The 24,524-nt window shown below is 41.0% G+C and carries 21 protein-coding genes; 17 read left to right on the top strand and 4 right to left on the bottom strand.

All coding sequences use genetic code 11. The annotated features are described in order from the left end of the window. Positions 1 to 195: 195 nt before the first annotated feature. Positions 196 to 804 carry a multifunctional acyl-CoA thioesterase I/protease I/lysophospholipase L1 gene (gene tesA, locus ACN0T8_RS11885; protein WP_417880837.1) on the bottom strand — a complete coding sequence of 203 codons (609 nt, stop codon included), beginning with the start codon at positions 802 to 804 and terminating at the stop codon, positions 196 to 198. 106 nt (positions 805 to 910) lie between these two features. On the opposite strand from tesA, the gene ACN0T8_RS11880 reads away from it, so the two are divergent. The 3 genes from ACN0T8_RS11880 to ACN0T8_RS11870 all read left to right on the top strand — a co-directional run bounded on the left by ACN0T8_RS11880 (position 911) and on the right by ACN0T8_RS11870 (position 6,016). Continuing rightward, on the top strand, positions 911 to 1,624 hold the full coding sequence (locus ACN0T8_RS11880) for an ABC transporter ATP-binding protein (protein WP_417880836.1): 714 nt from the start codon (positions 911 to 913) through the stop codon (positions 1,622 to 1,624). After that, positions 1,621 to 4,098 carry an ABC transporter permease gene (locus tag ACN0T8_RS11875; RefSeq protein WP_417880835.1) on the top strand — a complete coding sequence of 826 codons (2,478 nt, stop codon included), beginning with the start codon at positions 1,621 to 1,623 and terminating at the stop codon, positions 4,096 to 4,098. Before ACN0T8_RS11880 ends, ACN0T8_RS11875 begins: the two co-directional genes overlap by 4 nt. A 472-nt stretch (positions 4,099 to 4,570) precedes the next feature. Then, entirely contained in the window at positions 4,571 to 6,016 is a 1,446-nt protein-coding gene (locus tag ACN0T8_RS11870; RefSeq protein ID WP_417880834.1) for an FAD-dependent oxidoreductase, read from the top strand. 343 nt (positions 6,017 to 6,359) lie between these two features. On the opposite strand, the gene ACN0T8_RS11865 is transcribed toward ACN0T8_RS11870, so the two are convergent. Further along, the gene (locus tag ACN0T8_RS11865; RefSeq protein WP_417880833.1) at positions 6,360 to 7,286 is read right to left on the bottom strand and encodes an endonuclease/exonuclease/phosphatase family protein; all 927 of its coding nucleotides are present in this window, start codon (positions 7,284 to 7,286) and stop codon (positions 6,360 to 6,362) included. 269 nt (positions 7,287 to 7,555) lie between these two features. Here ACN0T8_RS11865 and nrdD point away from each other — a divergent pair, with 269 nt between their 5' ends. The 14 genes from nrdD (at position 7,556) to mog (ending at position 21,983) form a co-directional block, all read left to right on the top strand. Then, positions 7,556 to 9,694 (top strand): anaerobic ribonucleoside-triphosphate reductase, encoded by a 2,139-nt coding sequence (nrdD, locus tag ACN0T8_RS11860; protein ID WP_417880832.1) that lies wholly within the window; start codon positions 7,556 to 7,558, stop codon positions 9,692 to 9,694. Positions 9,695 to 9,717: 23 nt separating this feature from the next. Next, on the top strand, positions 9,718 to 10,188 hold the full coding sequence (gene nrdG / locus ACN0T8_RS11855; RefSeq protein ID WP_417880831.1) for an anaerobic ribonucleoside-triphosphate reductase-activating protein: 471 nt from the start codon (positions 9,718 to 9,720) through the stop codon (positions 10,186 to 10,188). A 129-nt stretch (positions 10,189 to 10,317) separates the two neighbouring features. Then, positions 10,318 to 11,502, top strand: coding sequence for an aromatic amino acid transaminase (locus ACN0T8_RS11850; protein ID WP_417880830.1), 1,185 nt, complete (start codon positions 10,318 to 10,320; stop codon positions 11,500 to 11,502). 53 nt (positions 11,503 to 11,555) lie between these two features. Next, positions 11,556 to 12,266, top strand: coding sequence for an ATP-dependent zinc protease (locus tag ACN0T8_RS11845; protein WP_417880829.1), 711 nt, complete (start codon positions 11,556 to 11,558; stop codon positions 12,264 to 12,266). 133 nt (positions 12,267 to 12,399) lie between these two features. Next, the gene (locus tag ACN0T8_RS11840; RefSeq protein ID WP_417880827.1) at positions 12,400 to 12,783 is read left to right on the top strand and encodes a VOC family protein; all 384 of its coding nucleotides are present in this window, start codon (positions 12,400 to 12,402) and stop codon (positions 12,781 to 12,783) included. A gap of 17 nt (positions 12,784 to 12,800) precedes the next feature. Next, positions 12,801 to 14,285 (top strand): cobyric acid synthase, encoded by a 1,485-nt coding sequence (locus ACN0T8_RS11835; RefSeq protein WP_417880826.1) that lies wholly within the window; start codon positions 12,801 to 12,803, stop codon positions 14,283 to 14,285. 46 nt (positions 14,286 to 14,331) lie between these two features. Next, positions 14,332 to 15,126 carry a molybdate ABC transporter substrate-binding protein gene (gene modA, locus ACN0T8_RS11830; RefSeq protein WP_417880825.1) on the top strand — a complete coding sequence of 265 codons (795 nt, stop codon included), beginning with the start codon at positions 14,332 to 14,334 and terminating at the stop codon, positions 15,124 to 15,126. Positions 15,127 to 15,193: 67 nt separating this feature from the next. Continuing rightward, on the top strand, positions 15,194 to 15,940 hold the full coding sequence (gene modB, locus ACN0T8_RS11825; RefSeq protein WP_417880905.1) for a molybdate ABC transporter permease subunit: 747 nt from the start codon (positions 15,194 to 15,196) through the stop codon (positions 15,938 to 15,940). Beyond that, the gene (gene modC, locus ACN0T8_RS11820) at positions 15,937 to 17,079 is read left to right on the top strand and encodes a molybdenum ABC transporter ATP-binding protein ModC (RefSeq protein WP_417880824.1); all 1,143 of its coding nucleotides are present in this window, start codon (positions 15,937 to 15,939) and stop codon (positions 17,077 to 17,079) included. The genes modB and modC overlap by 4 nt, the downstream gene beginning before the upstream one ends. A gap of 130 nt (positions 17,080 to 17,209) precedes the next feature. Next, on the top strand, positions 17,210 to 17,380 hold the full coding sequence (locus ACN0T8_RS11815; RefSeq protein WP_417880823.1) for a hypothetical protein: 171 nt from the start codon (positions 17,210 to 17,212) through the stop codon (positions 17,378 to 17,380). Further along, positions 17,373 to 18,275 carry an HAD-IIB family hydrolase gene (locus ACN0T8_RS11810; RefSeq protein ID WP_417880822.1) on the top strand — a complete coding sequence of 301 codons (903 nt, stop codon included), beginning with the start codon at positions 17,373 to 17,375 and terminating at the stop codon, positions 18,273 to 18,275. Before ACN0T8_RS11815 ends, ACN0T8_RS11810 begins: the two co-directional genes overlap by 8 nt. Positions 18,276 to 18,325: 50 nt before the next feature. Beyond that, entirely contained in the window at positions 18,326 to 19,549 is a 1,224-nt protein-coding gene (locus tag ACN0T8_RS11805; RefSeq protein WP_417880821.1) for a glycosyl transferase, read from the top strand. 2 nt (positions 19,550 to 19,551) lie between these two features. Then, on the top strand, positions 19,552 to 21,309 hold the full coding sequence (locus ACN0T8_RS11800) for an alpha-amylase family glycosyl hydrolase (RefSeq protein ID WP_417880820.1): 1,758 nt from the start codon (positions 19,552 to 19,554) through the stop codon (positions 21,307 to 21,309). 140 nt (positions 21,310 to 21,449) lie between these two features. Further along, positions 21,450 to 21,983, top strand: a complete 534-nt coding sequence (gene mog / locus ACN0T8_RS11795; protein WP_237294244.1) for a molybdopterin adenylyltransferase — start codon at positions 21,450 to 21,452, stop codon at positions 21,981 to 21,983. Between the two features lie 45 nt (positions 21,984 to 22,028). Here mog and ACN0T8_RS11790 read toward each other — a convergent pair whose 3' ends face one another. Then, complete coding sequence (locus tag ACN0T8_RS11790; protein ID WP_417880819.1) at positions 22,029 to 22,982, bottom strand: integron integrase; 954 nt, start codon at positions 22,980 to 22,982, stop codon at positions 22,029 to 22,031. Between the two features lie 527 nt (positions 22,983 to 23,509). Continuing rightward, a partial coding sequence (locus tag ACN0T8_RS11785) for an IS110 family transposase (RefSeq protein ID WP_417880818.1) occupies positions 23,510 to 24,524 on the bottom strand: 1,015 nt, incomplete at its 5' end.

Here is a 24,524-nt window from a genome sequence, read left to right as displayed (position 1 = left end):
AATAAACATTAGAATAAAGGCATCAACAAAGTGAAATATTGAGCTGACAGGGTATAAAGGTGAATTTTTAAGATTAAATAAGAAAAAATTGTTTCAGATCATGAATGCTTGGCTATAAAAACAGCAAAGCCAACCTGTATTTTAGCTGACTTTTTGTTAATTATTCACGAAGGAGAAGAATATTGGGAATTATATTCACAAAATAGATTGGAGTTGAGACGCCATAAACTGGGCGATCCAAGGTTGAGCATCGGCTTTAGGATGTAGCCCATCCTCCATCATCCATTCCGGTTTGATGATGACATTTTCCAGAAAAAACGGCAGTAACGGAATGTCTTGCTGCTTGGCTACTTCAGGGTATAAATTAGCAAAAGCTTGAGTGTAACGTTTACCATAATTCGGCGGCACCATAATTTGCATAAGTGCAACTTGGCTTCCAGCTTGTTTAGTTTGATCGATCAATTGGTTCAAATTTCTTTGTATGGTCGCTGGTGGAAAACCTCGTAGACCATCGTTAGCACCAAGCTCTATCAGTACCCAATCAGGTTGGTGTTGTTTTAATAAAGAAGGAAGGCGTTGCAGGCCATTTCCAGTAGTATCTCCTGAAATACTGCCGTTTATTACTTCTGCTTCAATGCCTTTTTGTTGTAATTCTTTAGGTAGTAGTGATGGCCAACTTTGTTCAATCGGCATTTGATATCCAGCACTTAAACTATCGCCTAAGATTAAAATAGTGGTTTTTACCGCAGCCTGTGTGACGGAAGAAAAGCACAGCACTAATAGTAAGGATAACAATCTCATCATGTCTCAATCACCTATAAAAAATGCACCTATAAAAAATGCACCTATAAAAGATCCATCTATAACAAAAGCAGCAGAGAGCGAAAGCGTAGACTCGAATGCAGATCAAATGTCGTCTACGACCACATCACCTGAATTTGATGATTCGAACAAGATAGTCATCCAAGCCCAATCTTTGTCTAAATCAGTCTCTACTGAGAAAGAACATTTAACCATATTAAAACAGGTTAACCTAGCCATTCGTGCAGGGGAAAGTGTTGCGATTGTCGGAACCTCGGGAGCAGGTAAATCTACTTTGATGACCTTACTCGCTGGGCTAGATATACCAACTCAAGGCGAAGTGAGCTTGCTTGGTAAACCTTTATCGACACTTGATGATGAGCAACGTGCCGCGTTGCGTAGTGATTCTATTGGTTTTGTATTCCAAAGTTTTCTTCTTATTCCAACCTTAACCGCACTAGAAAACGTCACCTTACCTTGTTTGTTAAAAGGTGAAAAAGAAGACATTGAACGAGCAACTCAATTACTGACAGAAGTTGGCTTAAAAGATCGATTAGCTCATACCCCAAGTCAGCTTTCCGGTGGTGAGCAACAGCGCGTGGCATTGGCTCGCGCTTTTATGATCAAGCCAAGTATTTTATTTGCTGATGAACCGACAGGAAACTTAGATCAAGTGACGGCTGCGAAAATAATCGAGCAACTTTTTGAGCTCAATAAAGCGCACAAAACAACGTTGGTTTTAGTGACTCACGATAATGATTTAGCCAAACGTTGTGATAGAACTTTTTACATGCAAGCCGGTGAGTTGGAGGAAAGGGAATGAATCAAGCGTCGAAACCATTGCCTAACCGAGAATTGCTAAGGTGGAGTTGGCGTGAAATCAAGCAAGGCCAGCTTTGGCCAATTGCGATTGCGCTGACCTTAATTATTGCTTGTGTGTTTGGTTTAGCCGCATTGGCTGATCGTATGGATCAGGTGATTGAAACCCAAGGCAAGAACGCACTCACGGCTGATACGGTATTTCGCTCATCAAATCCTTTACCAGAAAGCTTATTAGCACAAACTGCTCAGCAGCAAGTTGAAACGGCGACACTGACACGTTTTGCTACCATGGCATTTAGCGATAACAGCATGCAATTGGTGACAGTCAAAGCGGTAGATAGCCAATATCCTTTACGCGGTGAAATGGTGCTATCAAGCCAATCCACACAAAGTAATTCTACACAAAGCCAATCAGCGCAAAGCTCACATGTTCAAGCCAATCAATTGTGGCTTGAGCCTAGAGTCATGCAGCAGCTACAAGTTAAAGTGGGTGACAGTGTCACTATAGGCGATGCGGATTTTGAAGTGACAGGTGAAGTTTTGCAAGAACCGGGGCTTGCTTTTAATCCATTTCAGCAAATGCCGAGCGTGTATATTCACCAATCGGATGTAGCAAAAACCGGTGCCGTTCAACTAGGCAGTCGAGTAAGTTTTCGTCTGTTTATTAACGGTGATGCTCAGCAAATTTCTCAAATTAAACAATCGATTGAGTTAACCCCGAGTGATCGCTGGGTAGATGAAAATTCACAAAGCCGTACTTCAGAAGTATTTAATAAAACCAAGCAGTACTTGTCGTTAACGGTCGCGATTGTAGTTGTAATGGCGGCGATAACACTCGTCTTAACTTGTCAGCATTATGTATCGAGCCGACGTCAAACTATCGCCATGCTAAAAAGCCTAGGAGCGCAACGTCCTTGGCTAATTCGTTGGTTAAGCCTACAAATTGGTAGCTTGTTTGCCATTGGCATCGTTTTAGGTTCACTGATTGGCGTGTTACTTGAAATGGTATTGCGTATTCCGTTAACCGACGTTTTGCCGGATCCTTTACCTAGTTATGGTTTGACGCCGTTTTTGTTATCAGTTGGAACGTGCTTAGCGATTGGTATTCCCGCGTTAGGCATTCCTTTGATTGGATTGCTTAATACTTCTGCTGCGTCAGTCATGCAGCCTAGCCAAGGTAATATTCCTCAAAAAGCATGGTTGTTGATCTTATTGCCATTTGGTTTGTTGATGTCGGTTTACGGTGGCAACATGCTGGTTTGGATAGTGTTAGTCAGTATTCTAGTGCTATTTGTGATCCTTGGCGTAATCAGCCTATTTATGGTTAAAGGTTTACAGCGTCTACCTGCATCACCAGCATTGAAATTAGCGTTAAGCCGCATTAACCGTTCTTCGATTGCTAGTGGCATTCAGTTTGGCGCATTGGCTTTATCATTAATGCTGATTGCGATTATTTGGCTAGTACGTAGCGATTTATTAAGTGATTGGCAGCAAACGTTACCTCAAGATGCGCCGAATGTGTTTGCGCTCAATATTGCCTCATATGAAAAAGATCAATACCTACAAGAAATTGATACTCAAGAACTAAACCGTTCAGAAGCTTACCCAATTATTCGCGGTCGTTTAAGTGAGATAAATGGTGTTGAAGCGAAAGCGTATGCCGAAGGTGAAGACAAAAGTGACTCGCTACGTCGTGAATTGAATTTCACATGGGCGGAAACCTTGCCAGAGCGTAACGATTTATTAGAAGGTGAATGGGGCGAGTCTGGTACTGTTTCTGTGGAATCTGATGTGGCTAATGATCTTGGCTTAAAAATTGGTGATTCCTTAACTTTTGTGATCAGCAGTCAAACCGTTACCGCTAAAGTGAATACCATTCGTAACGTTCATTGGCGAGAAATGAAGCCGAACTTCTACTTCATTTTCTCTCCAGATGTACTTAAAGATATTCCTGGTACTTGGCTCGTAAGTTTTAAAGCGCCAGAAGGCAACAAAGCTCAAACCGATGCTTTCTTAAATAAAATGGCACGTGATTTCCCAACCGTGAGTTTAATGGACATTCGAACCATGGCTGGAAAAATCCAAGTTCTGCTGACGCAAATCGTATGGTCGATAACGGTATTGGCTGGCTTGGCGGTGATTGCCGGTTTACTGTTGATATTCACATTACTTCGTCTGAGCTTGTCACAACGACAAGATGAAATTCGTTTATACCGAACACTAGGAGCGAGCAAAAAACGCATTAATAGAACTGTATGGTATGAATACGGCATTATGGCTTTGATTGCAGGCTTGGTAGCAAGTTTCGGCGCAGAGTCTAGCGTGGCGAGCTTGATGAAGTGGGGCTTTGAGCTAGACCCTACTTGGCATTTTGCTTTGTGGTTAACACTTCCTTTGCTCGCATTTTTAACTTTGGCATTGGTGCTACAGACATTGATTAAGCAATTACTTATACCTGCTAACCAAGCATGTTAATAAACGTACTATGAATAAAAAATGCAGTTATCCACAAAAACGGTGGATAAATATTGGGATAACTCCATTATGAAAAATAACCAATTTGCTTGTAAGCCTCGACAGGGGTTGCTTAGCGGATTTTGGTTATTCACAACATCGATTTTTGGCGAAAGTGAATAGAAACGGTCAAGTAATTTTTTATATTTTTTTGCGCAGAAAATTAGCAGAATTAGAACCAAACTGATGTAGGAAAAATCACTCAGAAATTCACCGAATGGTAGGTAGGTTTAAAATTTAATTCGAAATATCCGACTAAAGTGATAGGGTATTAATAGAGCCTGTTTACCTTTGGTGATTAAATTTTGTTCGAGATAAAAGGGTTTTAGGCAAGGCAAACAGGCCCTAACCGAAACTCAACTCAAATATATTCAGTTCTTTCGCCGACTTAGTTTGGCATAAAGGCGTTTGTTGTAGGAATAATTGATTAGCTATGGATTCTCCACATATTGGAATTATTGGTGGTGGTATTGCAGGGGCTACTGCCGCGCTGCACTTTTCTGACCTTGGACTTCAAGTATCTATTTTTGAACAAGGACCAAGCCTTGTCGATGGTCCACCTATTTGTCACTTACATGCTGGTGGTAACTTGTATCGTGAGATCTCTCAGCAACAATGTGTACAACTTCTCAAAGAGTCGATTGAAACGGTTAAGTTGTATCAACATACGATGAATGTTCGTCCAACCGTTATCGCGGTTCCTACCCAAGATCAAGGCGAACCAGAAGAATTACTTCCTCGCTTGCAAGTGATCAAACAGGCTTATCAATCACTGGTTGAACAAGACAGTAGCAATCAAGTACTGGGCGATCCGCAGCACTACTATAAATTGTATTCACAGTCAGAATTACAAGCGCTAGCTCAATGTAACGTGCCAGAAGTCGATTCCCTTACCGAACAAAGCCTAGATGAATGGATGATCCCATTTGCGAAAAGTGTTGATCTTAACACCTTAAAATTCCCTGTAGTGTTAGTGCAAGAATATGGGCTTAGTGTGTTTCGTTTATCGGCCACCGTGAACCTTGCATTAAACCAACTACCAAACTGTCAAATTTTCACCAGTACTCAAGTGACCGGCGTTGAGTCGCAAGGTAAGCAATGGAATATCAATTACAAATCCAATAATAAAAGCTCAATGGAAGCTGCTGAATCTATTACGGTAGATTACTTGATTAATGCGTCTGGCTATCAAACTGGCGTGGTGGATGATTGGGTTAAAGCGCCACGTTCACGCTTAGTGGAATTTAAAGCCGCTTATGTGACCCATTGGCCAGAAGGTAGTGCACTATGGCCTGAAGTGATTTTTCATGGTGAACGAGGTACACCGCAGGGCATGGCACAGTTAACGCCGTATCCAGATGGTTATTTCCAATTACATGGCATGACGGAAGATATCACGTTGTTTGAAGATGGGGTGGCGCATTCTACCGATGAAAGCTCTCAGCCTAAATTACCGGAATATCTTGTTAATAAGATCATTCATGGTTGGAGTGAAGAACAGCAAATCATTCGAACCAATAGAGCAATAAAACATATGGCGCAATTTATCCCTAGTTTCGCCAGTGCTACTTTAGGTGGTAAACCGTTATTTGGTGCACAACAAATCCCTGGAACCGATATTACGTTACGCGCAGCCAGTGTTTCTTTTGTTGGTGATAACTATGCTCGTATGGAAATCGTCAAGGCTTCGTCAGCACTCGAGGCGGCACAACAAATCGAACAGCAAATGCGTGAATGTGGGTTGTATGATGAACGTCATCTCACCAAACAAAACATTTCCTCACAACTCACCATTGAGCAAGTTATAGATAAAGCCTGTACATTAGCTGCACAAAGAAGCTATCCGGCGGCGTTAGCTAAAGTGGGTGGGGTTAAATAGCGCTAATCTATGATTCTTGAGAAAGCTAAGCGACATCGAGGATCTATATTCAGCGTGTTGTGAGTAGATCCTCGCTCTCGCTTAGGCTCGGCAGGGATGACGGAATAAGGTAACTCGGCAAGGGTGATGGAATGCTGTAACTTGACTGTGATGATGAAATAATACGGCTCAGTAGAAATAACAGCTTATTTGAATATTTCGTGCAAAACCCAAAACCCAAATCGAGTCACAAGAAACGAAGTGCTCTAGACTCGAAAAGCGTAGACAACGAAAGGCAAAGGCATTGTCATCCTGAATAGTGAGACACGAACGTAGTTCAGGATCTCCTACCGGGAAATGAAACTCACTGCATTTCCAGCTTACTCACCACCGGGCAATGATCACTTAAACGATAATTCAAGGCTTCTTGTTTCGTAAACACTGCCTGCTGTGTATCTTGCGTATGGTTTGCTTGGCTAACAATAATGTGGTCAATCAAACTAGGATAACGATACAACTTACTTGGATTACGGTTTGATTTCACTTGGCATATTGCAGGTGTTGTTTTCGTTGCCAGTTTCGCTTGGTTATTCAATCCATTGGTTAATAACTGCCACATCCAATCGCCTTTATAAGCTAGGTTGTGGTTAAAATCGCCCATCACAATGAAACTTTCCTGATTGCTTACTCGAGTTGCTAACCATTGATTAAGTTGGTTTGCTTGCTCAGATAGTTGTCGGCATGAGCGTGAATGCTTTTTCTTAGTAGGGCAACCACTTTTTAAATGTACCGACAATAAATGCACATCAGCTTGATTAGCTTGTTTTAATACAATGTAGGTGGCAAAGCGTAGTTTGGAATAGGGAAGTAGTGAAATATCGTTTGGATCGATAATCGTTGCTTGGTTTTTTGCGAGCCATTTTTTAGCCACCGCAATGCCAGTGTATTGGTTGAGATCATCAAACTGTAGGTTGGCATATTGCGGTTTGGCGCGATCGGATAAATAAACTTGATATTCACCCCCAACCAATTTTTGAATGGCCTTGATGGAGTCTACTTCTTGAAAGGCAAGAATATCTGGCGAGAGTTGTCGAAATTTGTCACTGAGTACAGCAAAATCTTGCGAGTCTCTTTTACTTTTTTTGATTGAAGAACTTGGGTTGGTAGTGAACCATTCTATATTCCATGTTGCGATATTAAGAGTGTTGTTTTTTAATGAGGTCGCTGAAATAGGTGGAGAGACGAGGCTCAAAAGGCAAAGATAAGCAAACCATTTCCATTGTATTTTCATTTCTAGATCGTCTCTTACAAGTTGATAATAACTGTTGTACGGCAGGCCTAAAATTTAACATAGCAAAGCAAATAGGTACGTTTATTACACAGATTATTTTTTATTTTGTGAGCAAAAAGACTTGCAAAAAATATCTTTAATACTCCTCTAAGATTATTTGATTAAGATCAAGATCGAGTGGTCGATAAAATCGATAATGGCACAACATATTGTGTTTTCAATGTAGTTTTTGTCTATATAGTGCGAATTTTTTAGGAGGCAAGGTTAGGATGAGTCAGTTAATTGTTATAAAAAGGGATGGCTCACAAGCCTTGTTTCAGCAAGATAGAATCGTCGCTGCAGTACTGAGTGCGGCAGATAAAACTGACGCTCAATTAAAGGAATATGCAGAGCAATTAGCGGGCTGTGTAGAGCAGCGTTTAACTGAGGCTCAAGCTGATTTTCCTGATGGAATTCATATTCAAGATATCCAAACTATGGTGGAAAACTATTTGATGCAAGGTGAATACAAATCACTCGCGCGTCATTATATTGAGTATCGTCATGACAGAGATATTGCTCGTGAAAAAACCAGTTCATTGAATAAAGAAATTGAAGGACTCATTGAGCAGAACAACACAGACTTGCTCAATGAGAATGCCAATAAAGATGGAAAAGTCATTCCAACTCAGCGTGATTTACTTGCTGGTATAGTGGCTAAACATTATGCGAAGCAACATATTTTGCCACGTGATATCGTCCATGCTCACGAATCTGGTGACATTCATTATCACGATCTAGATTACGCACCATTTTTCCCAATGTTTAACTGCATGTTGATTGATCTAGAAGGTATGTTAACGGCTGGTTTTAAAATGGGGAATGCGGAGATTGATACTCCGAAATCAATTTTGACTGCCACAGCGGTTACCGCACAAATTATCGCGCAAGTTGCTAGCCACATTTATGGCGGCACCACGATTAACCGTATCGATGAGATCCTTGAACCTTATGTGCTCGCTAGTTATCAAAAGCAGTTAAAGTTAGCACAAGAATGGGATATTCCTAATCCACAAGAATTTGCTCTTACTCAAACTGAAAAAGAATGTTATGACGCATTCCAGTCTTTGGAATATGAAGTGAATACTCTGCATACCGCAAACGGACAAACGCCCTTTGTGACCTTTGGTTTTGGTTTGGGACAGTCGTGGGCGAGTAAACTGATTCAGCAATCAATTTTGCGTAACCGTATTGCTGGCCTTGGTAAAAATCGTAAAACAGCGGTGTTCCCGAAATTGGTATTTGCCATTCGTGATGGTTTGAACCATAAACCAAGCGATCCAAACTACGATATTAAACAGCTAGCACTTGAGTGTGCGACTAAGCGTATGTACCCAGATATTCTTAACTACGACAAAGTAGTGGAAGCGACGGGTTCATTTAAAACGCCAATGGGTTGTCGTAGTTTCTTAAATACATATGAAGAAAATGGCAAGTTGATCCACGATGGTCGTAATAACCTTGGTGTTGTTAGCTTGAACTTGCCACGTGTTGCAATTGAAGCACAAGGTGATGAAACGCGTTTTTATGAAATATTGAAAACTAAACTGAAATTAGCTCGACGTGCATTAGACACTCGTATTCATCGTTTAGAAAATGTTAAAGCACGTGTTGCCCCAATCCTTTACATGGAAGGGGCATGTGGTGTGCGTTTAAATGCGGACGACAATATCGCTGAAATTTTTAAAAATGGTCGTGCATCAATTTCATTGGGTTATATCGGTGTACATGAAACGGTTGCTGCATTATTTGGTACCGAAAACCATGTTTACGATGATGAGAAGCTACGCCTAAAAGCCCTTAAGATCATCGATTTTATGAAGCAACATGTTGAATCATGGACAAACGAAACAGGCTACGCATTTAGCATATATGGAACGCCAAGTGAAAACTTATGTAATCGTTTCTGTCGCTTAGATGCCAAACAATTTGGTGTTATTGAAGGCGTAACTGATAAAGGTTATTACACCAACAGTTTTCACCTAGATGTACAGAAGAAGGCAACACCTTACGATAAAATCGATTTTGAGATGCCATATCCTGACATTTCAAGTGGTGGTTTTATTTGTTACGGCGAGTTCCCTAATATGCAGCATAACATTGAAGCGTTAGAGAATGTTTGGGATTACAGCTATAGCCGCGTGCCTTACTATGGCACCAATACTCCAATCGATGAGTGTTATGAATGTGGTTATACTGGTGAATTTGAATGCACTAGTAAAGGCTTTACTTGTCCTAAATGTGGCAATCACGATTCAAGCAAAGTGTCAGTAACACGTCGCGTATGTGGTTATTTAGGTAGCCCAGATGCAAGACCGTTTAATGACGGTAAGCAGGAAGAAGTGAAGCGCCGTGTTAAACATCTTTGATGACATGCAGTGATAAGTTAACAATGAATATTTCTCAATATTACCCAGTTGATGTGATTAATGGTCCAGGGACACGTTGTACCTTGTTTGTGTCTGGTTGCGTTCATCAATGCAAAGGGTGCTATAACCAAAGTACTTGGTCGTTAAACTCTGGAGTGCCGTTTACCCAAGAAAATGAAGATGCGATTATTCGTGACTTGCAAGATACTCGAATATTTCGCAGAGGATTGTCGTTATCTGGTGGCGATCCTCTGCATCCACAGAATTTATCGGCGGTATTAACGCTCGTTAAGCGAGTGAAGCTTGAATGCCCTGAGAAAGATATTTGGATGTGGACAGGGTATACCTTGGCAGATTTAACAGAGTCACAAAAAGAAGTCGTGAACTATGTTGATGTACTAGTGGATGGTAAGTTTGAAAAAGAACTGGCTGATCCTAGCTTGCCGTGGCGAGGCAGTAGTAATCAGGTTGTGCATTATTTGACGGAAAAATAAGCAATTATTAATATTTAAGTGATACCACGTTTAGAATATCGACGAGAACTTTAAAATCTCGTCGATTTTTTTTTGTACGGGTGGTAATTTAAATTTTTAATTAACAGATTAACACAGGATTGTGTATTCATGCTTTCTCATCTAACCGCTCCGCAGCAAGATCCTATATTGTCATTATCTGTGGCATACCGTAACGATCCTCGTCCAGAAAAAGTCGACCTAGGTATTGGTGTTTATAAAAATAACCAAGGACAAACCCCAATTATGGCGGCTATCAAACAAGCTCAAACTCAACAAGCTCAAGAACAAACGACCAAAGCATATGTTGGCTTAGCTGGTTGTGAAGAATTCAATCAATGTATGATTGATCTACTGCTTAAGAATACTTCGGCTTATTCTCGTGTTTCAGCAGTTCAAACTCCAGGTGCGAGTGGTGCATTAAGAATGCTGGGCGATTTATTGAAAATTGCAGAGCCAGAAACCACGGTATGGATCAGTAACCCAAGTTATGTTAATCACCGTCCGGTTATGGAAGCGGCGGGTTTGAAAGTGCGCTTCTATCATTATTTCAACCCGGAAACGCGTCAGGTTGATTCAGCTAAAATGCTTGAAGAACTAGCTCAAGCGGGCCCTAAAGATGTGGTTCTACTTCATGGTTGTTGTCATAACCCAACGGGTGCAGACATCAGCACTGATGATTGGAAAGCAATTACAGAATTGTCCCAGAAAAATGGTTTTACGCCGTTTGTGGATATTGCCTATCAAGGTTTTGGTGACGGTTTAGAGCAAGACATTGTTGGCTTACAACACATGGCTAATAATGTAGAAGAAATGTTGATTAGCACATCTTGTTCGAAAAACTTTGGTTTATATCGTGAACGAACTGGCGCAGCGATTGTTATTGGTAAAAACTTGCAAGAAGCTAATAATGCAAAAGGTAAACTTCTGACGCTAGCCCGTTCTACTTATACCATGCCACCAGATCATGGTGCAGCCTTAGTGAAAACTGTATTGCAAAGTGAGCACTTAACGCAACAATGGAAAGCTGAATTAGTTGAAATGCAACAACGTTTAGTTGGTTTAAGGCAAGCGCTGTGTCAAGAATTGCTGAATACACATAAAAATGACGAATTTGAGTTTATAAAGTCACACAAAGGTATGTTCACTGTGCTAGGCTTTTCGCCGGAAAAAATGACGCAATTACGTGAAGAGTATGGAATTTATGGTGTCGGTGATGGCCGTATTAATATTGCTGGTTTGCAAGAAAAAGACATACAATATGTAGCAAATGCGATAAATACGTTGGCTCGCTAAGGGCGGTTGAGCTTTGGTGGTTAAATTTCGTTCAAGATAAAGGGTTATTGAACATGAAAAAATGGGATTTTTTTCTTCCCGCGTTAATGTCTATTGCTATGGTTGGTTGTTCTATAACGCCTGAACAACCAGTAGAGAAATCAGAGACTAGCAAAGCTGAAACGACTCAAACGGAGAAGGTGATAACGACTAAGCCAGTAGAAAAACCAAAGCCAGATTTTTCGCCAGTAGAAAAACGCCCAAGTGTGAAACCTAAGCCAATACCGAAGGATAAACCACAGCAACCGAAAGCACCGGTAACGGTTTCTGTCGGTGAAAAAAGCGCAGATGGTAAATTAATCTTGGGTCAAAAAGAGTGGGTTCACGTTGAAGGTTTAGGTATCAATGTGGTTGCACGTGTCGATACTGGTGCAACAACGTCTTCAGTAAGTGCTATTGATATCGTTGCTTTTGAACGTGATGGAAAAAAATGGGTGAAGTTCAAACTTGCTCATGACGGTAAAGAATCAAAAGAATTAGAGTTACCTGTGATATCAACAAAATCTATTCGTCAATCGAGTTCAGATGAAACGTTTGAACGTTATGTGGTTGAAGGTTGGATCAAGGTTGGTGACCTAAAAGTGAAAACGCCATTTACGCTAGCGGATCGTACTCACATGGATTTCGGTCTGTTACTTGGGCGCAGCTTCTTCCGTGACGTTGCGATTGTCGATGTTAGTCGTGAGTTTGTTCAACCCAAAGTGTCATTAGACGCGAGCAAGTAATCACTGTATTGCATGATGGGTTGTAATGATGAATTTTAAAGCCTCCAAACTTTGGAGGCTTTTTTCTATTAGTGTTATTTATACCCAAGTGACTTCTGCGTCTTGATGTTACTTGGATATATAAGGAAATGAAATGTTTAATCAAATTGATCATGTTGCGATTATCTGCTCTGATTATGAAAAATCGAAACACTTCTATATGGATATTTTGAAATTTAAAGTGGTGAATGAAACTTATCGTGAAGCGCGTAATTCTTATAAGTTGGATCTGCAAGTTTCTCCTACAACTCAAATAGAACTGTTTTCTTTTCCTAGTCCACCAGAACGTGTCGATCGTCCTGAAGCCTGTGGCTTGCGCCATTTAGCTTTTGCCGTGGATGATATCGAGCAATGTATAGCCTACCTTGAATCTCAAAGTGTGTTGTGTGAACCCATTCGAATGGATGAACTAACCGGTAAACAATTTACCTTCTTTAAAGATCCAGATGGTTTGCCTCTCGAACTTTATCAATCTTAATCATTGGCGAATAGACTATGTTAAAACCAATTCAAGCGTTAATGGTGCAAGGCACAACTTCCGATGCAGGAAAAAGTATGCTGGTGGCGGGGTTATGTCGTGTGTTAATGCGTAAAGGGATTTCGGTTGCGCCATTTAAATCACAGAATATGGCACTCAATAGCGCGGTCACCAAAGATGGTGGTGAGATTGGTCGAGCGCAAGCATTGCAAGCTTTTGCCTGTGGCGTTGAGCCTAGTGTTCACATGAACCCAATTCTATTAAAACCGAATACCGATATGAAAGCGCAGATTGTCGTACAAGGTAAAGCCCTGCCGACAGAAGCCACTTTGGGTAATATTTCTTATAAAAACTACACCATGCCTTATGTGTTGGATTCTTTCTCTCAACTTAATCAGAAATTTGATTGTGTGTTAATTGAAGGTGCGGGTAGTCCTGCTGAAATTAACCTGCGAGAAAATGATATCGCTAATATGGGGTTTGCAGAAGAAGCCGATGTGCCGGTGATCATTGTGGCGGATATTGATCGTGGTGGGGTATTTGCGCATTTATATGGCACGCTTGCTTTATTATCTCAATCGGAACAAGACCGAGTGATTGGCTTTGTTATCAATCGTTTTCGTGGCGATATTGAGCTATTAAATCCCGGATTAGACTGGCTTGAACAAAAAACAGGTAAGCCAGTGATTGGCGTATTGCCGTATTTGCATGGTTTAGAGTTGGATGCCGAAGACGCGGTTGATAGTCAACAAACCAAAAATGAGCAAACCAAACTCACTGTATTTGTGCCGGTTTTACCTCGTATGAGTAACCACACTGATTTCGATATGTTTAAATATCACCCGGAGATTGATTTTCAATTTCGATATCAAGGACAAAGCCTGACAGGGGCTGATTTGGTTGTTTTACCGGGTAGTAAATCTGTACGTGCTGATTTGGCCTTTCTGCAGCAGCAAGGTTGGCATAAAGATATTGAAAAGCACTTACGCTATGGCGGCAAATTGATTGGTATTTGTGGTGGCTATCAAATGTTGGGTAAAACCATCGCTGATCCTGATGGTATTGAAGGACAGGCTGGGATTGCTGATGGATTAGGCTATTTAGAGTTAATAACAGAACTAAAACCGCAAAAATTATTAACTCAAGTAACTGGCACACTATCTTTAATTACAGGAAAAGTGGTCAGCTTCATTGGGTATGAAATACATGCAGGTGAGACACTTGTTGATTTACAACAACCTATATCAATAAATACGGACTCACATGACAAAAAATATGAGGGGGCCTTATCGGATGATGGTATGATCTTTGGTACATATTGCCACGGTATCTTTGACTCTCCACAAGCCTTCGAACATATACTTGAATGGGCTGGGGTGAGTGATTTGCAACAAAGTAATAGCCGTGAGCAACAGCAAATCAAATCGCTGGATCGTTTAGCCGATTGCATCGAGCAAGATTTAAATCTAGCCTTACTTTGGCCAGAACTATTTTCTAGATAAAGTGATGTTGATATTTTAGGCCATAAACACCAACGTAGAGACTGCTATGAAAAAATTATTCACTAAAAAGCCATTAATTAAAAAGTTAGGACTTTACACGTTAGGCTTATCTGCTTTGTGCTCCTCACTTCAAGCGTTTGCAACTGACATTAACGTTTATGCAGCATCATCAATGACAGATGTCATGAAAGAATTAGGGCAAAAGTATCAAGCTGAAACTGGTGATACTTTAGTGCCAGTATTTGCTGGTTCGTCTACCTTGGCACGTCAAATTGAACAAGGGGCTCCGGCAGATGTGTTTATTTCAGCAAACCCGAAATGGATGACTTATCTTGTAGATAAAGGGATGACGACCAAAGATCAGGTTATGGATCTGGTAGGCAATAGCCTAGTTTTGATTGGTTCTGATGAGGTGAACAATGTACTTATCGATGCTGGCACATTTAAAGAATTACCTAAATTATTGGGTGAGAATCGTTTAGCGGTAGGTGAGCCCCAAAGCGTTCCTGCTGGCATGTATGCGAAAGAAAGCCTTGAAAGTATGGGGTTGTGGTCGGAACTATCTTCTAAAACAGCACCAAGCAGTAATGTTCGTTTAACCATGTCACTGGTAGAGCGTGGTGAAGCACCATTTGGTGTGGTTTATAAAACCGATGCTTTGATGAGTAAAAAAGTTTCGATTATTCAAACTTTCCCAGACAGTACCCATTCGCCGATAATTTACCCAGCGGTCGCGTTGAATGACAAAGCGACGAGCCAAGCTTTCTTCAATTTTTTGAAAAGCCAGCAAGCGAGCGATACCTTTATCAAATACGGGTTTACACCGCTTGTGGCTCACTAAGTCCTAACTTAATAAGTTCTCTAGCAGTAAACTAACCACTTCAGAATCATTAAAAGGATAACCAGTGATCTTGTCTGATTACGAAATTAGCGCCTTATTACTTAGCTTAAAAGTTTCCTCAATCGCAGTCCTTTGGTTACTGCCGGTTGGGGTTTTCTTTTCTTGGCTGCTTGTGACTAAAGAGTTTTGGGGTAAAAAGCTACTAGACAGTTTAATCCATCTTCCTTTAGTGCTTCCTCCGGTGGTGATTGGCTATATGCTCCTCTTAACTATGGGGAGAAAGGGCGTTGTTGGTGAATGGTTGTTCGATACTTTTGGTTTAGTGTTTAGCTTTAATTGGAAAGGTGCAGCATTAGCGTCGGCAGTTGTGGCTTTACCCTTAATGGTACGCTCGATTCGATTAAGCCTTATGAATGTCGATCCCAAGCTAGAGCAAGCGGCGAGAACGCTTGGCGCATCACCATTTCGAGTCTTTATGACAATCACCTTGCCGTTGGTATTACCTGGCGTGATCACTGGTGCCATGCTGTCATTTGCCCGTAGCCTAGGGGAGTTTGGTGCGACGATTAGTTTTGTGGCAAACATTCCCAATCAAACGCAAACTCTGCCATTGGCAATGTATAACTTCATCCAAACGCCCGGTGCGGAATTTGAAGCCGCGCGCCTTTGTGTGATGTCGATAGTCATTGCACTGTTATCTTTGCTTTGTTCTGAATGGTTAACACAGAAAACACAGAAAAGACTCGGCGTTTCTAACGCTTCCAAGACTAGCGTTTTCAAGAGCAGTGCTTCCAAGAATGGAGGCCAAGCATGATTGATTTAAATTTTAAGCAACGTTTCACGGATTTTGATTTAGATATTCAAGCTCAGATACCGAGTTCAGGAATCACTGCGATTTTTGGCCGTTCAGGCGCAGGAAAAACCAGTATCATTAATGCCGTGAGTGGTTTAAAAAATCCAGATTCTGGCTCGATAAGTATCAATCAACGAGTGCTGTTTGACTCCCAACAAGGTATTAATCTTGCGGTTGAAAAGCGAGATATAGGTTATGTATTTCAAGAGTCTCGATTATTCCCACACTATAAAGTGAAAGGTAACTTACTCTATGGTGTGAAAAATAAAGCTTTATTCAGTAAAAACCAGTTTATTGGTAATAACGAGTTACCGGGTAACTTTAATCAAGTGGTTGATCTACTAGGATTATCTGAATTATTAGATCGTTATCCGGCCGATTTGTCTGGTGGTGAGAAACAACGCTGTGCGATCGCGAGGGCCTTGTTGTCAGAGCCAAAAGTATTGCTGATGGATGAACCATTAGCGTCTTTAGATCTGCCGAGAAAAAAAGAAGTCATGCCGTTTTTAGAATCGTTAGCGCAAAAGATTCAAATTCCAATTTTGTATGTTACCCATAGTTTAGACGAAATTCTTCACCTAGCGGATTACATGCTATTAATGGATTCAGGACGAGTAGCAGGCTCTGGTGATATTGAGACAATGTGGGCATCAAGTGCCTTCAAACCTTGGCATGATGAAGCGGATTTAAGCACGATATTTAAAGGTGTTATCAAGCAACGTCACCAACGTTACGCGCTGACCTATGTAGAAATTGCGCCGAGTTGCGGTGTTTGGATGTCTGCTATTGATGCCAATATCGATGAATCCGTTAGAATTCGTATTCATGCCAGCGACGTATCGTTAACCTTATCCGAATCGACAGACACATCGATTCGAAATATTTTGCCTGCAAAAGTCGTAGAACTCGCGCCAGTGACGGATCCTGCGCAGCCGGTTTCAGTGTGTTTAGCGATAGGTGAAGGTGAGGTAGAGCATTACCTTTGGGCCAATATCACTGCTTGGGCCTATGAAGATTTACAGCTTGAGATTGGGCAGAAGGTATTTGCACAAATCAAGGGCGTGAAAATGACCAACAAAGATATGGCAATTCGAAAATAAACATCACTGCAAAAAACTTAATGGCCTGAATGGAAACGTTCAGGCCATTTTTGTATCTGGAAAGCTAAAAGCCCAGTGGCACGCTTCTTGAATTACTTTTATTAAGTGTTTAACACAAGGAGCAGTAACTATGTGGTTATCATTATATTTTCCATCATTGAATGCGACAATGGACGAACATAAGGTCATTTATAGTGCAAGCCCTTATGGTATGCCGCTTGTTGTGCACCATGTTGATGCAACTAGTCAGGCCGGGGCTAAAGCTGACTCACTAGTAAAGTCAGAGATCTTTAATGCTTAAACTCGGACAGCAACCAATCATCTTTAGCGATTTAGACGGCACTTTACTTGATCATAATGATTACAGTACTGATGCCGTTGAGCCGGTACTCAAAAAGTTAGCGCTTCTTAATGTCGATGTTATTCCAACCACCAGTAAAACCTTTGCTGAACTGCAATTCATCATGCCTCAGTTAGGTTTAAATACACCTTTCATTGTTGAGAATGGCGCGGCTGTGTTTATTCCTAAACCCAAACTTGAAACTAAATATAAGAATAAAACAAACACAGCATTAATGAATCAGCCAGAAGGTACAGAATCGATTCAAGATTATTGGTACAAATCCTTTACCCAACCACGTAGTCATTGGCAAACCTCTATTGATCAAGCTAAACGCCAATTTGAAGGATGTTTTAGTTTGATGACCGAGATGTCAGCAACACAAGTCGCGGAACTCACTGGCTTAACCGAGGAAGAAGCACAACGTGCATTGCAACGTGACTATAGCGAACCGGTTAGCTGGCATGGCAGCGTTGAACAAGAACAGAGCTTTATCGAGTTTATGCAGCAGTGTAGTGCAACGGTACTAAAAGGTGGCCGCTTTCTACACATCGGTGGCTGCGCTCAAAAGGGCATCGCAATGGAGTGGCTTATGAATGTTTATCAGAGAGATCTTTTACAGCAAGGAGATCTTTTACAAAAAGCAGAACAACAGAAAGATTGGTTCAGTATCGCGCTAGGAGACAGCGGTAATGATATCAGCATGCTCGAGTTAGCGGATATCGCCGTTCGTATTCGTTCAGAGCATCATGATTTTCCGATTCTTTCTCGTGAACAAGGCGTCATCGATAGTGACAATTATGGCCCAACGGGCTGGGCAGAGTGTGTGAATCACATCTTAGATTTGAAGCAGTAATTATTAATAAATAAATAGACTTTAATTTCGCATGGAATGCAGGAGGCATCATGGCTGACTTTTATCAAAACGGTATCGTGACAACATTACACAACTTGTCTGAACGGCCAGTGGAGGAATTGGAAGCAGAGTTAATGTCGTTTGCTGACCAGCGTTCCATGGGGTTAATTTTACCTTCTTTATTCTCGGAACTAGAAGGCGAAGCACTGCCTAAAATTGTCGAAGAATTAAAGAGTGTGCCTTACTTATCTCAAATTGTCATTGGCCTAGATAGAGCCGATGAAGCGCAATATAAACATGCTTTATCTTTCTTTAAAGATTTACCTCAACATCATCGGGTTTTGTGGAATGATGGCCCTCGTTTGCAAGCCCTCGATAAAGAATTAGCAGCGTTAGGTTTAGCCCCTAAAGAACTCGGAAAAGGCCGAAATGTCTGGTATTGCATGGGTTATGTACTGGCCACTGGTAAAGCTGAATCGGTTGCTTTACATGACTGTGACATTGTCACTTATGAGCGTGATTTATTGGCGCGTTTGATCTATCCAGTTGCTAATCCGCGTTTTAATTATGAATTCTGTAAAGGCTACTACGCACGAGTCGCCAATGGCAAAATGAATGGCCGAGTGGCACGTTTATTGGTCACGCCATTATTAAAAGCACTTAAAAGAGTAACCGATCAAAATGGCTATCTTGATTATATGGATAGCTTCAAATATTCATTAGCTGGCGAGTTTTCATTCCGTCGTGATGTGTTGAGTGATATTCGTATTCCAAGCGATTGGGGATTAGAAATCGGTGTGCTGTCAGAAATGCATCGTAACTATGCCAGCAATCGCCTATGCCAAGTAGATATCGCTAAAACCTATGATCATAAACACCAAGATTTGTCTTTAGATTGCACTGATGGTGGGCTATCTAAAATGTCGATTGATATTACCAAATCTCTGTTTCGTAAATTGGCGACTCAAGGGGAAACCTTTAATACGGAAGGCTTTCGTTCACTTAAAGCTACTTACTACCGCATTGCGCTTGATTTTGTTGAAGCCTACCACAACGATGCCTTAATGAATGGTTTAACGCTGGATGTTCACCTAGAAGAGAAAGCGGTCGAAATGTTTGCCCAAAATATTATGACAGCAGGACAAAGCTTCCTCGATAACCCGATGGAAACACCATTTATTCCAAGTTGGAACCGCGTGGTCAGTGCCATGCCTGATGTGATGGAACGATTAAAAGAGGCGGTAGAATTAGATCAACAAGAATTCGGGGGCTAAGTATGACGTCATCAAATTTATTAGTGGATAAAATTTGTCACCATTTGGATGTGATCTACCAAGGTATTGAATTATCAATTGAGCATAAAGAATTAGCTAATCAACTCATCAGTACGATGCGTTTATCGCCCAATTTAGAGACTTCTATGCCGATGTCAGTGTCGCAATCTCTGTGGACAGAGAAAGATACCATCATGATCACCTACGGCGATAGCTTGCTGCAAAGCGGTGAAACGCCTCTGAAAACCTTAAAATCCTTTCTCAATCAATATTGTCAGCCGCATATCAATGGCGTACATATTCTGCCTTTTTTCCCGTATAGCTCAGATGATGGCTTCTCAGTGATTGATTATTCGAGTGTTAATGAAGGGTTAGGTGACTGGCCAGATATTGAAGCGATTTCCAGTGAGTTTAATTTGATGTCGGATCTGGTGATCAACCACTGTTCAGCAAGGAGTGCATGGTTTCAAAACTTCATTAAGAGCGAAGGTGTAGGGCATGATTACTTCTATACCGCTGCGCCAGATATTGATACCCAACAAGTAGTGCGGCCTAGAACCTCTGATTTACTCAAAGAAGTCGAAACCGCGCAGGGCACTCAATATGTTTGGTGTACCTTTAGTCACGATCAGGTCGATTTTGATTTCCGTAATCCAGAGGTATTAAAAGCCTTTGTCGAGATCATTCGCCAGTATATTGATCATGGTATTCGTACCTTTAGGCTCGATGCGGTAGCGTTTCTATGGAAAGAACTCGGCACCAGTTGTATCAATCTCGATCAAACCCATGAAGTGATTCGTCTATTACGTAGTTTGATTGAACAAGCCTGCCCGCAAGCCATCATCATTACCGAAACCAACATCCCCAACCATGAAAACCTGACTTATTTTGGCAATGCCAATGAAGCGCACGCTATTTATAACTTCTCGCTGCCGCCGCTGCTGGTGAATACTTTAATTACTGGTAATGGTGATCATCTTAAACGTTGGATGATGGGAATGCCTCCGGCGCAACAGGGTACGACTTACTTTAACTTTATCGCTTCACACGATGGCATTGGTTTGCGGCCAGCGGAAGGTTTACTCCAAGAAAACGAAATCAATGTATTGGTGAATACCATGCAATCGTTCGGTGGCTTGGTGTCATGGCGCGCGACGGAAAATGGTGACCGTAAGCCCTATGAAATCAATATCGCCTTATTTGATGCTTTACAGGGTACGCAAGCAGGGCCAGATAAGTATGGTATCGACCGCTTCATTTGTGCGCATGCAATTATGTTAGCGATGGAAGGCATTCCGGGGATTTATATTCACAGTTTGCTTGGTACGGGCAATGATTACGATAAAGTTGAAAACACCAATCAAAATCGCTCGATTAACCGTCATCGTTGGGAGTTTTCACAACTGCAAGATTTGTTGTCCCAACCACATTCTCAACATCATCAGGTATTAAAACGTTTGATGCATTTAATCGAGCTGCGAACTGGGCAATCCGCTTTCCATCCCAATGCAGTGCAATTTACGCTGCACCTAGGTGGACAGCTATTTGGTTTTTGGCGTCAAAGCATGGATAGGCGACAAAGCATTTTCTGTGTCAGTAATATCAGCCTTGAAGAACAGACCTTAAATCTAGCCGATATGAATCTGATCCAAACCGATCATTGGAAAGATCTGATTAGCGATACTGAACTGACTGGCTCAACGGAAAGCATCCAATTAAAGCCGTATCAAACCGTCTGGATCACGAATAGGTTCAACTGACAGTAAAAAGCTCGAATAAAATAGAGTTTCAAAGCAATAGGCTATGTTCATTTCTACCTTGAAACGGTATCTTAGCGGGGTTAAAAATTTTGAAATACCTCGCTTATGGTCGAGGTAAAACTTTGGTAGAGGAACAAGCAATGAGCAAAGCAAAAATCGGTATTGTGACGGTAAGTGATCGTGCTAGCCAAGGTGTGTATGAAGATTTATCTGGCCAAGCCATCATTGATACGCTCAACGAGTACTTAACATCAGAGTGGGAACCGGTTTATCAAATCATCCCAGATGAACAAGACCAAATCGAAGCCATGCTTGCAAAAATGGTGGATGAAGATGGCTGTAGTCTAGTAGTGACCACTGGCGGTACTGGCCCGGCAAAGCGCGATGTGACGCCAGAAGCCACAGAAGCGGTGTGTGATCGAATGATGCCAGGTTTCGGTGAGTTGATGCGCGCCGAATCATTAAAGTTTGTTCCAACGGCGATTTTGTCTCGTCAAACGGCGGGCTTACGTGGTAGCAGCCTGATTGTAAACTTACCGGGTAAGCCTAAATCAATCCGCGAATGTTTGGACGCCGTCTTCCCAGCCATTCCTTACTGCATCGACTTAATGGAAGGCCCATTCCTAGAGTGTGATGAAAGCGTGATTAAGCCGTTTAGACCGAAAGCGAAGTAACACCACATAATAAAATTAGCCTTTGGATTAATAGTGGAAAATCGATTAATCCAAAGGGCTTTTAGTAAAACCAAACTTGCTACCTATCACATGCGTATATAGCTCTGTTGTTCTGACATCGCTATGGCCCAATAATTCTTGTATCGTTCTGATCTCTGAACCAGACTGTAAAAAAAGCTGCGTAGCAAATGAATGACGAAAAGTATGAGCGGTCACACGTTTAAGTACGCCACTCTTTTTTACCGCACCTCTTAATTGCTTCCTAAACGCACTTTCATGTAAATGATGTCGACAAGTGTATCCATCAAGAGGGTGCACTTGTCGTTGAGTTGACGGAAATAAGTATTGCCAATAAGGATCTTTTGCAGCATTGCCGTATTTTTTTATTAAACTACTTGGTAAAGAAGTTAAGCCAAATCCTGCTTCACAATCCCTCTTGTGCAAATCTAAACAGACTTTAATTTGATTTTTTAATTGGGTTATTAACACTGCCGGCAATAGCGTATATCTATCTTTTGCTCCCTTACCACGGAAGATATAAATGGTTTGATTTTCAAAATTAAGATCTTTTATCCGTAAACCGAGCGCTTCATTAATTCTGAGTCCGCAACCGTATAAAAGGGCGCATAGTAACCAATATTGTCCATTCAAGTTATCTAAAATCAGATTAACTTCTTCGTGGGTTAATACTGTTGGCATACGTTTTGGCTTTTTGGTAAATGAATACCTTAAGTCTTGAATCTCAACTTTTAGAATGTGTCGATACATAAAAATGATGGCGCATAATGCTTGGTTTTGTGTGGCACTGGATACTTTCCTCTCGTTTGCTAAGTAAGAAAGAAACGTTTCAATGTGAGAATTCGACATGTCTTTTGGGTGTTTCATATTGTGATAACGAATGAATTGCCGTATCCAAAAAAGATAGGATTTTTCTGTTTTTAAGCTGTAATGACGTACTCTAATTTCTTGGCGAATAGACTCAATAAATGGTGAAGGCATAAACAATCTCTTAACTGTGTTTATATACAGTTATAATGGTCTTTTGACTAAACTGCCATCAAAATGGAGAAAGCGAGAACTAAAAAGAGCTATTTAGTATTGTAATTTTAATCTAACTCACTGATTCAAAATTAAAGTATGTAATAATCTCAAGTTTGGGATTGTCACAATTGGCTCGCTAAACCCAGTTCTCGCTTTCTACATTGCATAAAATTAGCTAAATGCTTTTAAAAATCCATCATTAGAGTATCTTATGATGACAAATGAATTGATTAGCAGTGAACGTGTTGAAATAACCTGTGGGTTTATCCGAGTTTCTTGCTAATACACTTATGTAGACTCCCTCATGTCAACACCCCATTATTTGATACTTGCGAACTTATGTACGAGTTCAATCTTAAATGATCGACTCAATGATAATTGCGCGTATCGGAGCCACATCTGTTAGGCGAGGTTTTAACCTCTCAGTGTATTACTGGCTTACCGAATGAGTTATGCAAAGTAATGAAGTGTTTAACCTTTTCGCCCTATAGTGCTACTGAGCAATAGTTTGTGTTGTTTTGTAGCATTGAAAATGCAGTCCTGACTGTTTTATTAGCGAGAGCAACAGCGGCACATTTTTTCCCTCGTCGTTCTATTAATTTTTTAAGCCACAGCTCTTTCTCTGTTTTTGCTGGTCGCTTATCAATGCTATTTACAAAAGTAAATGCTCCAGTGATTAATTGGCTTCTCAATGCACTATTTCTAACCTTTTTACCGATTGAGCCAAGCTTGATTTTCCCACCAGAAGAATGTTGAACGGGGGTTAAACCAATACATGCTGAGACATTTCGGCCTGATTTAAAGGCTCGCTCACCTTCACATTCAATAGTCATATACAGATTTACAGCATTAATTAATCCTACCCCTTCAAGTTGAGTTAACTTGTTGCACTCAGGAAGGCTTTTAGTCAGTTTTTTTAAACTTTCGTCATAAGAAGATACGAGCTCATTTATTGCAACGTAAAACTCCCAAGCTTGTGCTAATGCATGGCGAAAAATATCAGAAAATCCATTTTCAGCATCTTCTAGCGCAGTATAAACGGCATTTTTTAATCCACCATGACCTTTAGAGCAGCGTAAATTAAATTCTAGTAATAAGGATTTCAGTTGATTTTTTAGAGCGGTTTTTTGTTTTACCGCGAGCTCTCTCATTCTAAGAATGGATTGTAATTGCTGCTGTTGAAGCGTTTTTCCGCCAATAAAGTTAATACTAGGTAACAGGCTGGATTGAATAATGGCCAGTGCATCATTTTTATCGGTTTTTTGATGCTGACGTATTCTAGAAACTAATTGAGGGCTTATTAGTCGAGCTTCATGACCAAACTGTGATACAAGGCGCTTCCAGTAATTAGATGTCGCACAGGCTTCAAATATCACGATAGTAGGTGTTTGATTGGCAATCCAAGATGTGAATGCTTGCGGCGTCATTTCATTGTTTGAAAGCACTTTATTGTTTGTGTACACACAAACTTGAAACACATCTTTTGCTAAATCAACACCA

This window comes from Vibrio sp. (assembly GCF_048266485.1).
In the GTDB taxonomy this organism is placed as follows: domain Bacteria; phylum Pseudomonadota; class Gammaproteobacteria; order Enterobacterales; family Vibrionaceae; genus Vibrio.
The sequence above is the reverse complement of the archived record's forward strand: the minus strand, read 5'-3'. Positions and strand labels throughout refer to the sequence as shown.

What these genes read in the sequence shown, in the direction of transcription:
- ACN0T8_RS11850 (WP_417880830.1), top strand. Translation starts at nt 10,318, where the DNA reads ATGCTTTCTCATCTAACCGCTCCGCAGCAAGATCCTATATTGTCATTA.
- ACN0T8_RS11810 (WP_417880822.1), top strand. Translation starts at nt 17,373, where the DNA reads ATGCTTAAACTCGGACAGCAACCAATCATCTTTAGCGATTTAGACGGC.
- ACN0T8_RS11845 (WP_417880829.1), top strand. Translation starts at nt 11,556, where the DNA reads ATGAAAAAATGGGATTTTTTTCTTCCCGCGTTAATGTCTATTGCTATG.
- ACN0T8_RS11790 (WP_417880819.1), bottom strand. Translation starts at nt 22,982, where the DNA reads ATGCCTTCACCATTTATTGAGTCTATTCGCCAAGAAATTAGAGTACGT.
- ACN0T8_RS11865 (WP_417880833.1), bottom strand. Translation starts at nt 7,286, where the DNA reads ATGAAAATACAATGGAAATGGTTTGCTTATCTTTGCCTTTTGAGCCTC.
- ACN0T8_RS11800 (WP_417880820.1), top strand. Translation starts at nt 19,552, where the DNA reads ATGACGTCATCAAATTTATTAGTGGATAAAATTTGTCACCATTTGGAT.
- nrdG (WP_417880831.1), top strand. Translation starts at nt 9,718, where the DNA reads ATGAATATTTCTCAATATTACCCAGTTGATGTGATTAATGGTCCAGGG.
- ACN0T8_RS11840 (WP_417880827.1), top strand. Translation starts at nt 12,400, where the DNA reads ATGTTTAATCAAATTGATCATGTTGCGATTATCTGCTCTGATTATGAA.
- ACN0T8_RS11805 (WP_417880821.1), top strand. Translation starts at nt 18,326, where the DNA reads ATGGCTGACTTTTATCAAAACGGTATCGTGACAACATTACACAACTTG.
- ACN0T8_RS11880 (WP_417880836.1), top strand. Translation starts at nt 911, where the DNA reads ATGTCGTCTACGACCACATCACCTGAATTTGATGATTCGAACAAGATA.
- modC (WP_417880824.1), top strand. Translation starts at nt 15,937, where the DNA reads ATGATTGATTTAAATTTTAAGCAACGTTTCACGGATTTTGATTTAGAT.
- ACN0T8_RS11835 (WP_417880826.1), top strand. Translation starts at nt 12,801, where the DNA reads ATGTTAAAACCAATTCAAGCGTTAATGGTGCAAGGCACAACTTCCGAT.
- tesA (WP_417880837.1), bottom strand. Translation starts at nt 804, where the DNA reads ATGATGAGATTGTTATCCTTACTATTAGTGCTGTGCTTTTCTTCCGTC.
- ACN0T8_RS11815 (WP_417880823.1), top strand. Translation starts at nt 17,210, where the DNA reads ATGTGGTTATCATTATATTTTCCATCATTGAATGCGACAATGGACGAA.
- modA (WP_417880825.1), top strand. Translation starts at nt 14,332, where the DNA reads ATGAAAAAATTATTCACTAAAAAGCCATTAATTAAAAAGTTAGGACTT.
- ACN0T8_RS11875 (WP_417880835.1), top strand. Translation starts at nt 1,621, where the DNA reads ATGAATCAAGCGTCGAAACCATTGCCTAACCGAGAATTGCTAAGGTGG.
- nrdD (WP_417880832.1), top strand. Translation starts at nt 7,556, where the DNA reads ATGAGTCAGTTAATTGTTATAAAAAGGGATGGCTCACAAGCCTTGTTT.
- mog (WP_237294244.1), top strand. Translation starts at nt 21,450, where the DNA reads ATGAGCAAAGCAAAAATCGGTATTGTGACGGTAAGTGATCGTGCTAGC.
- ACN0T8_RS11870 (WP_417880834.1), top strand. Translation starts at nt 4,571, where the DNA reads ATGGATTCTCCACATATTGGAATTATTGGTGGTGGTATTGCAGGGGCT.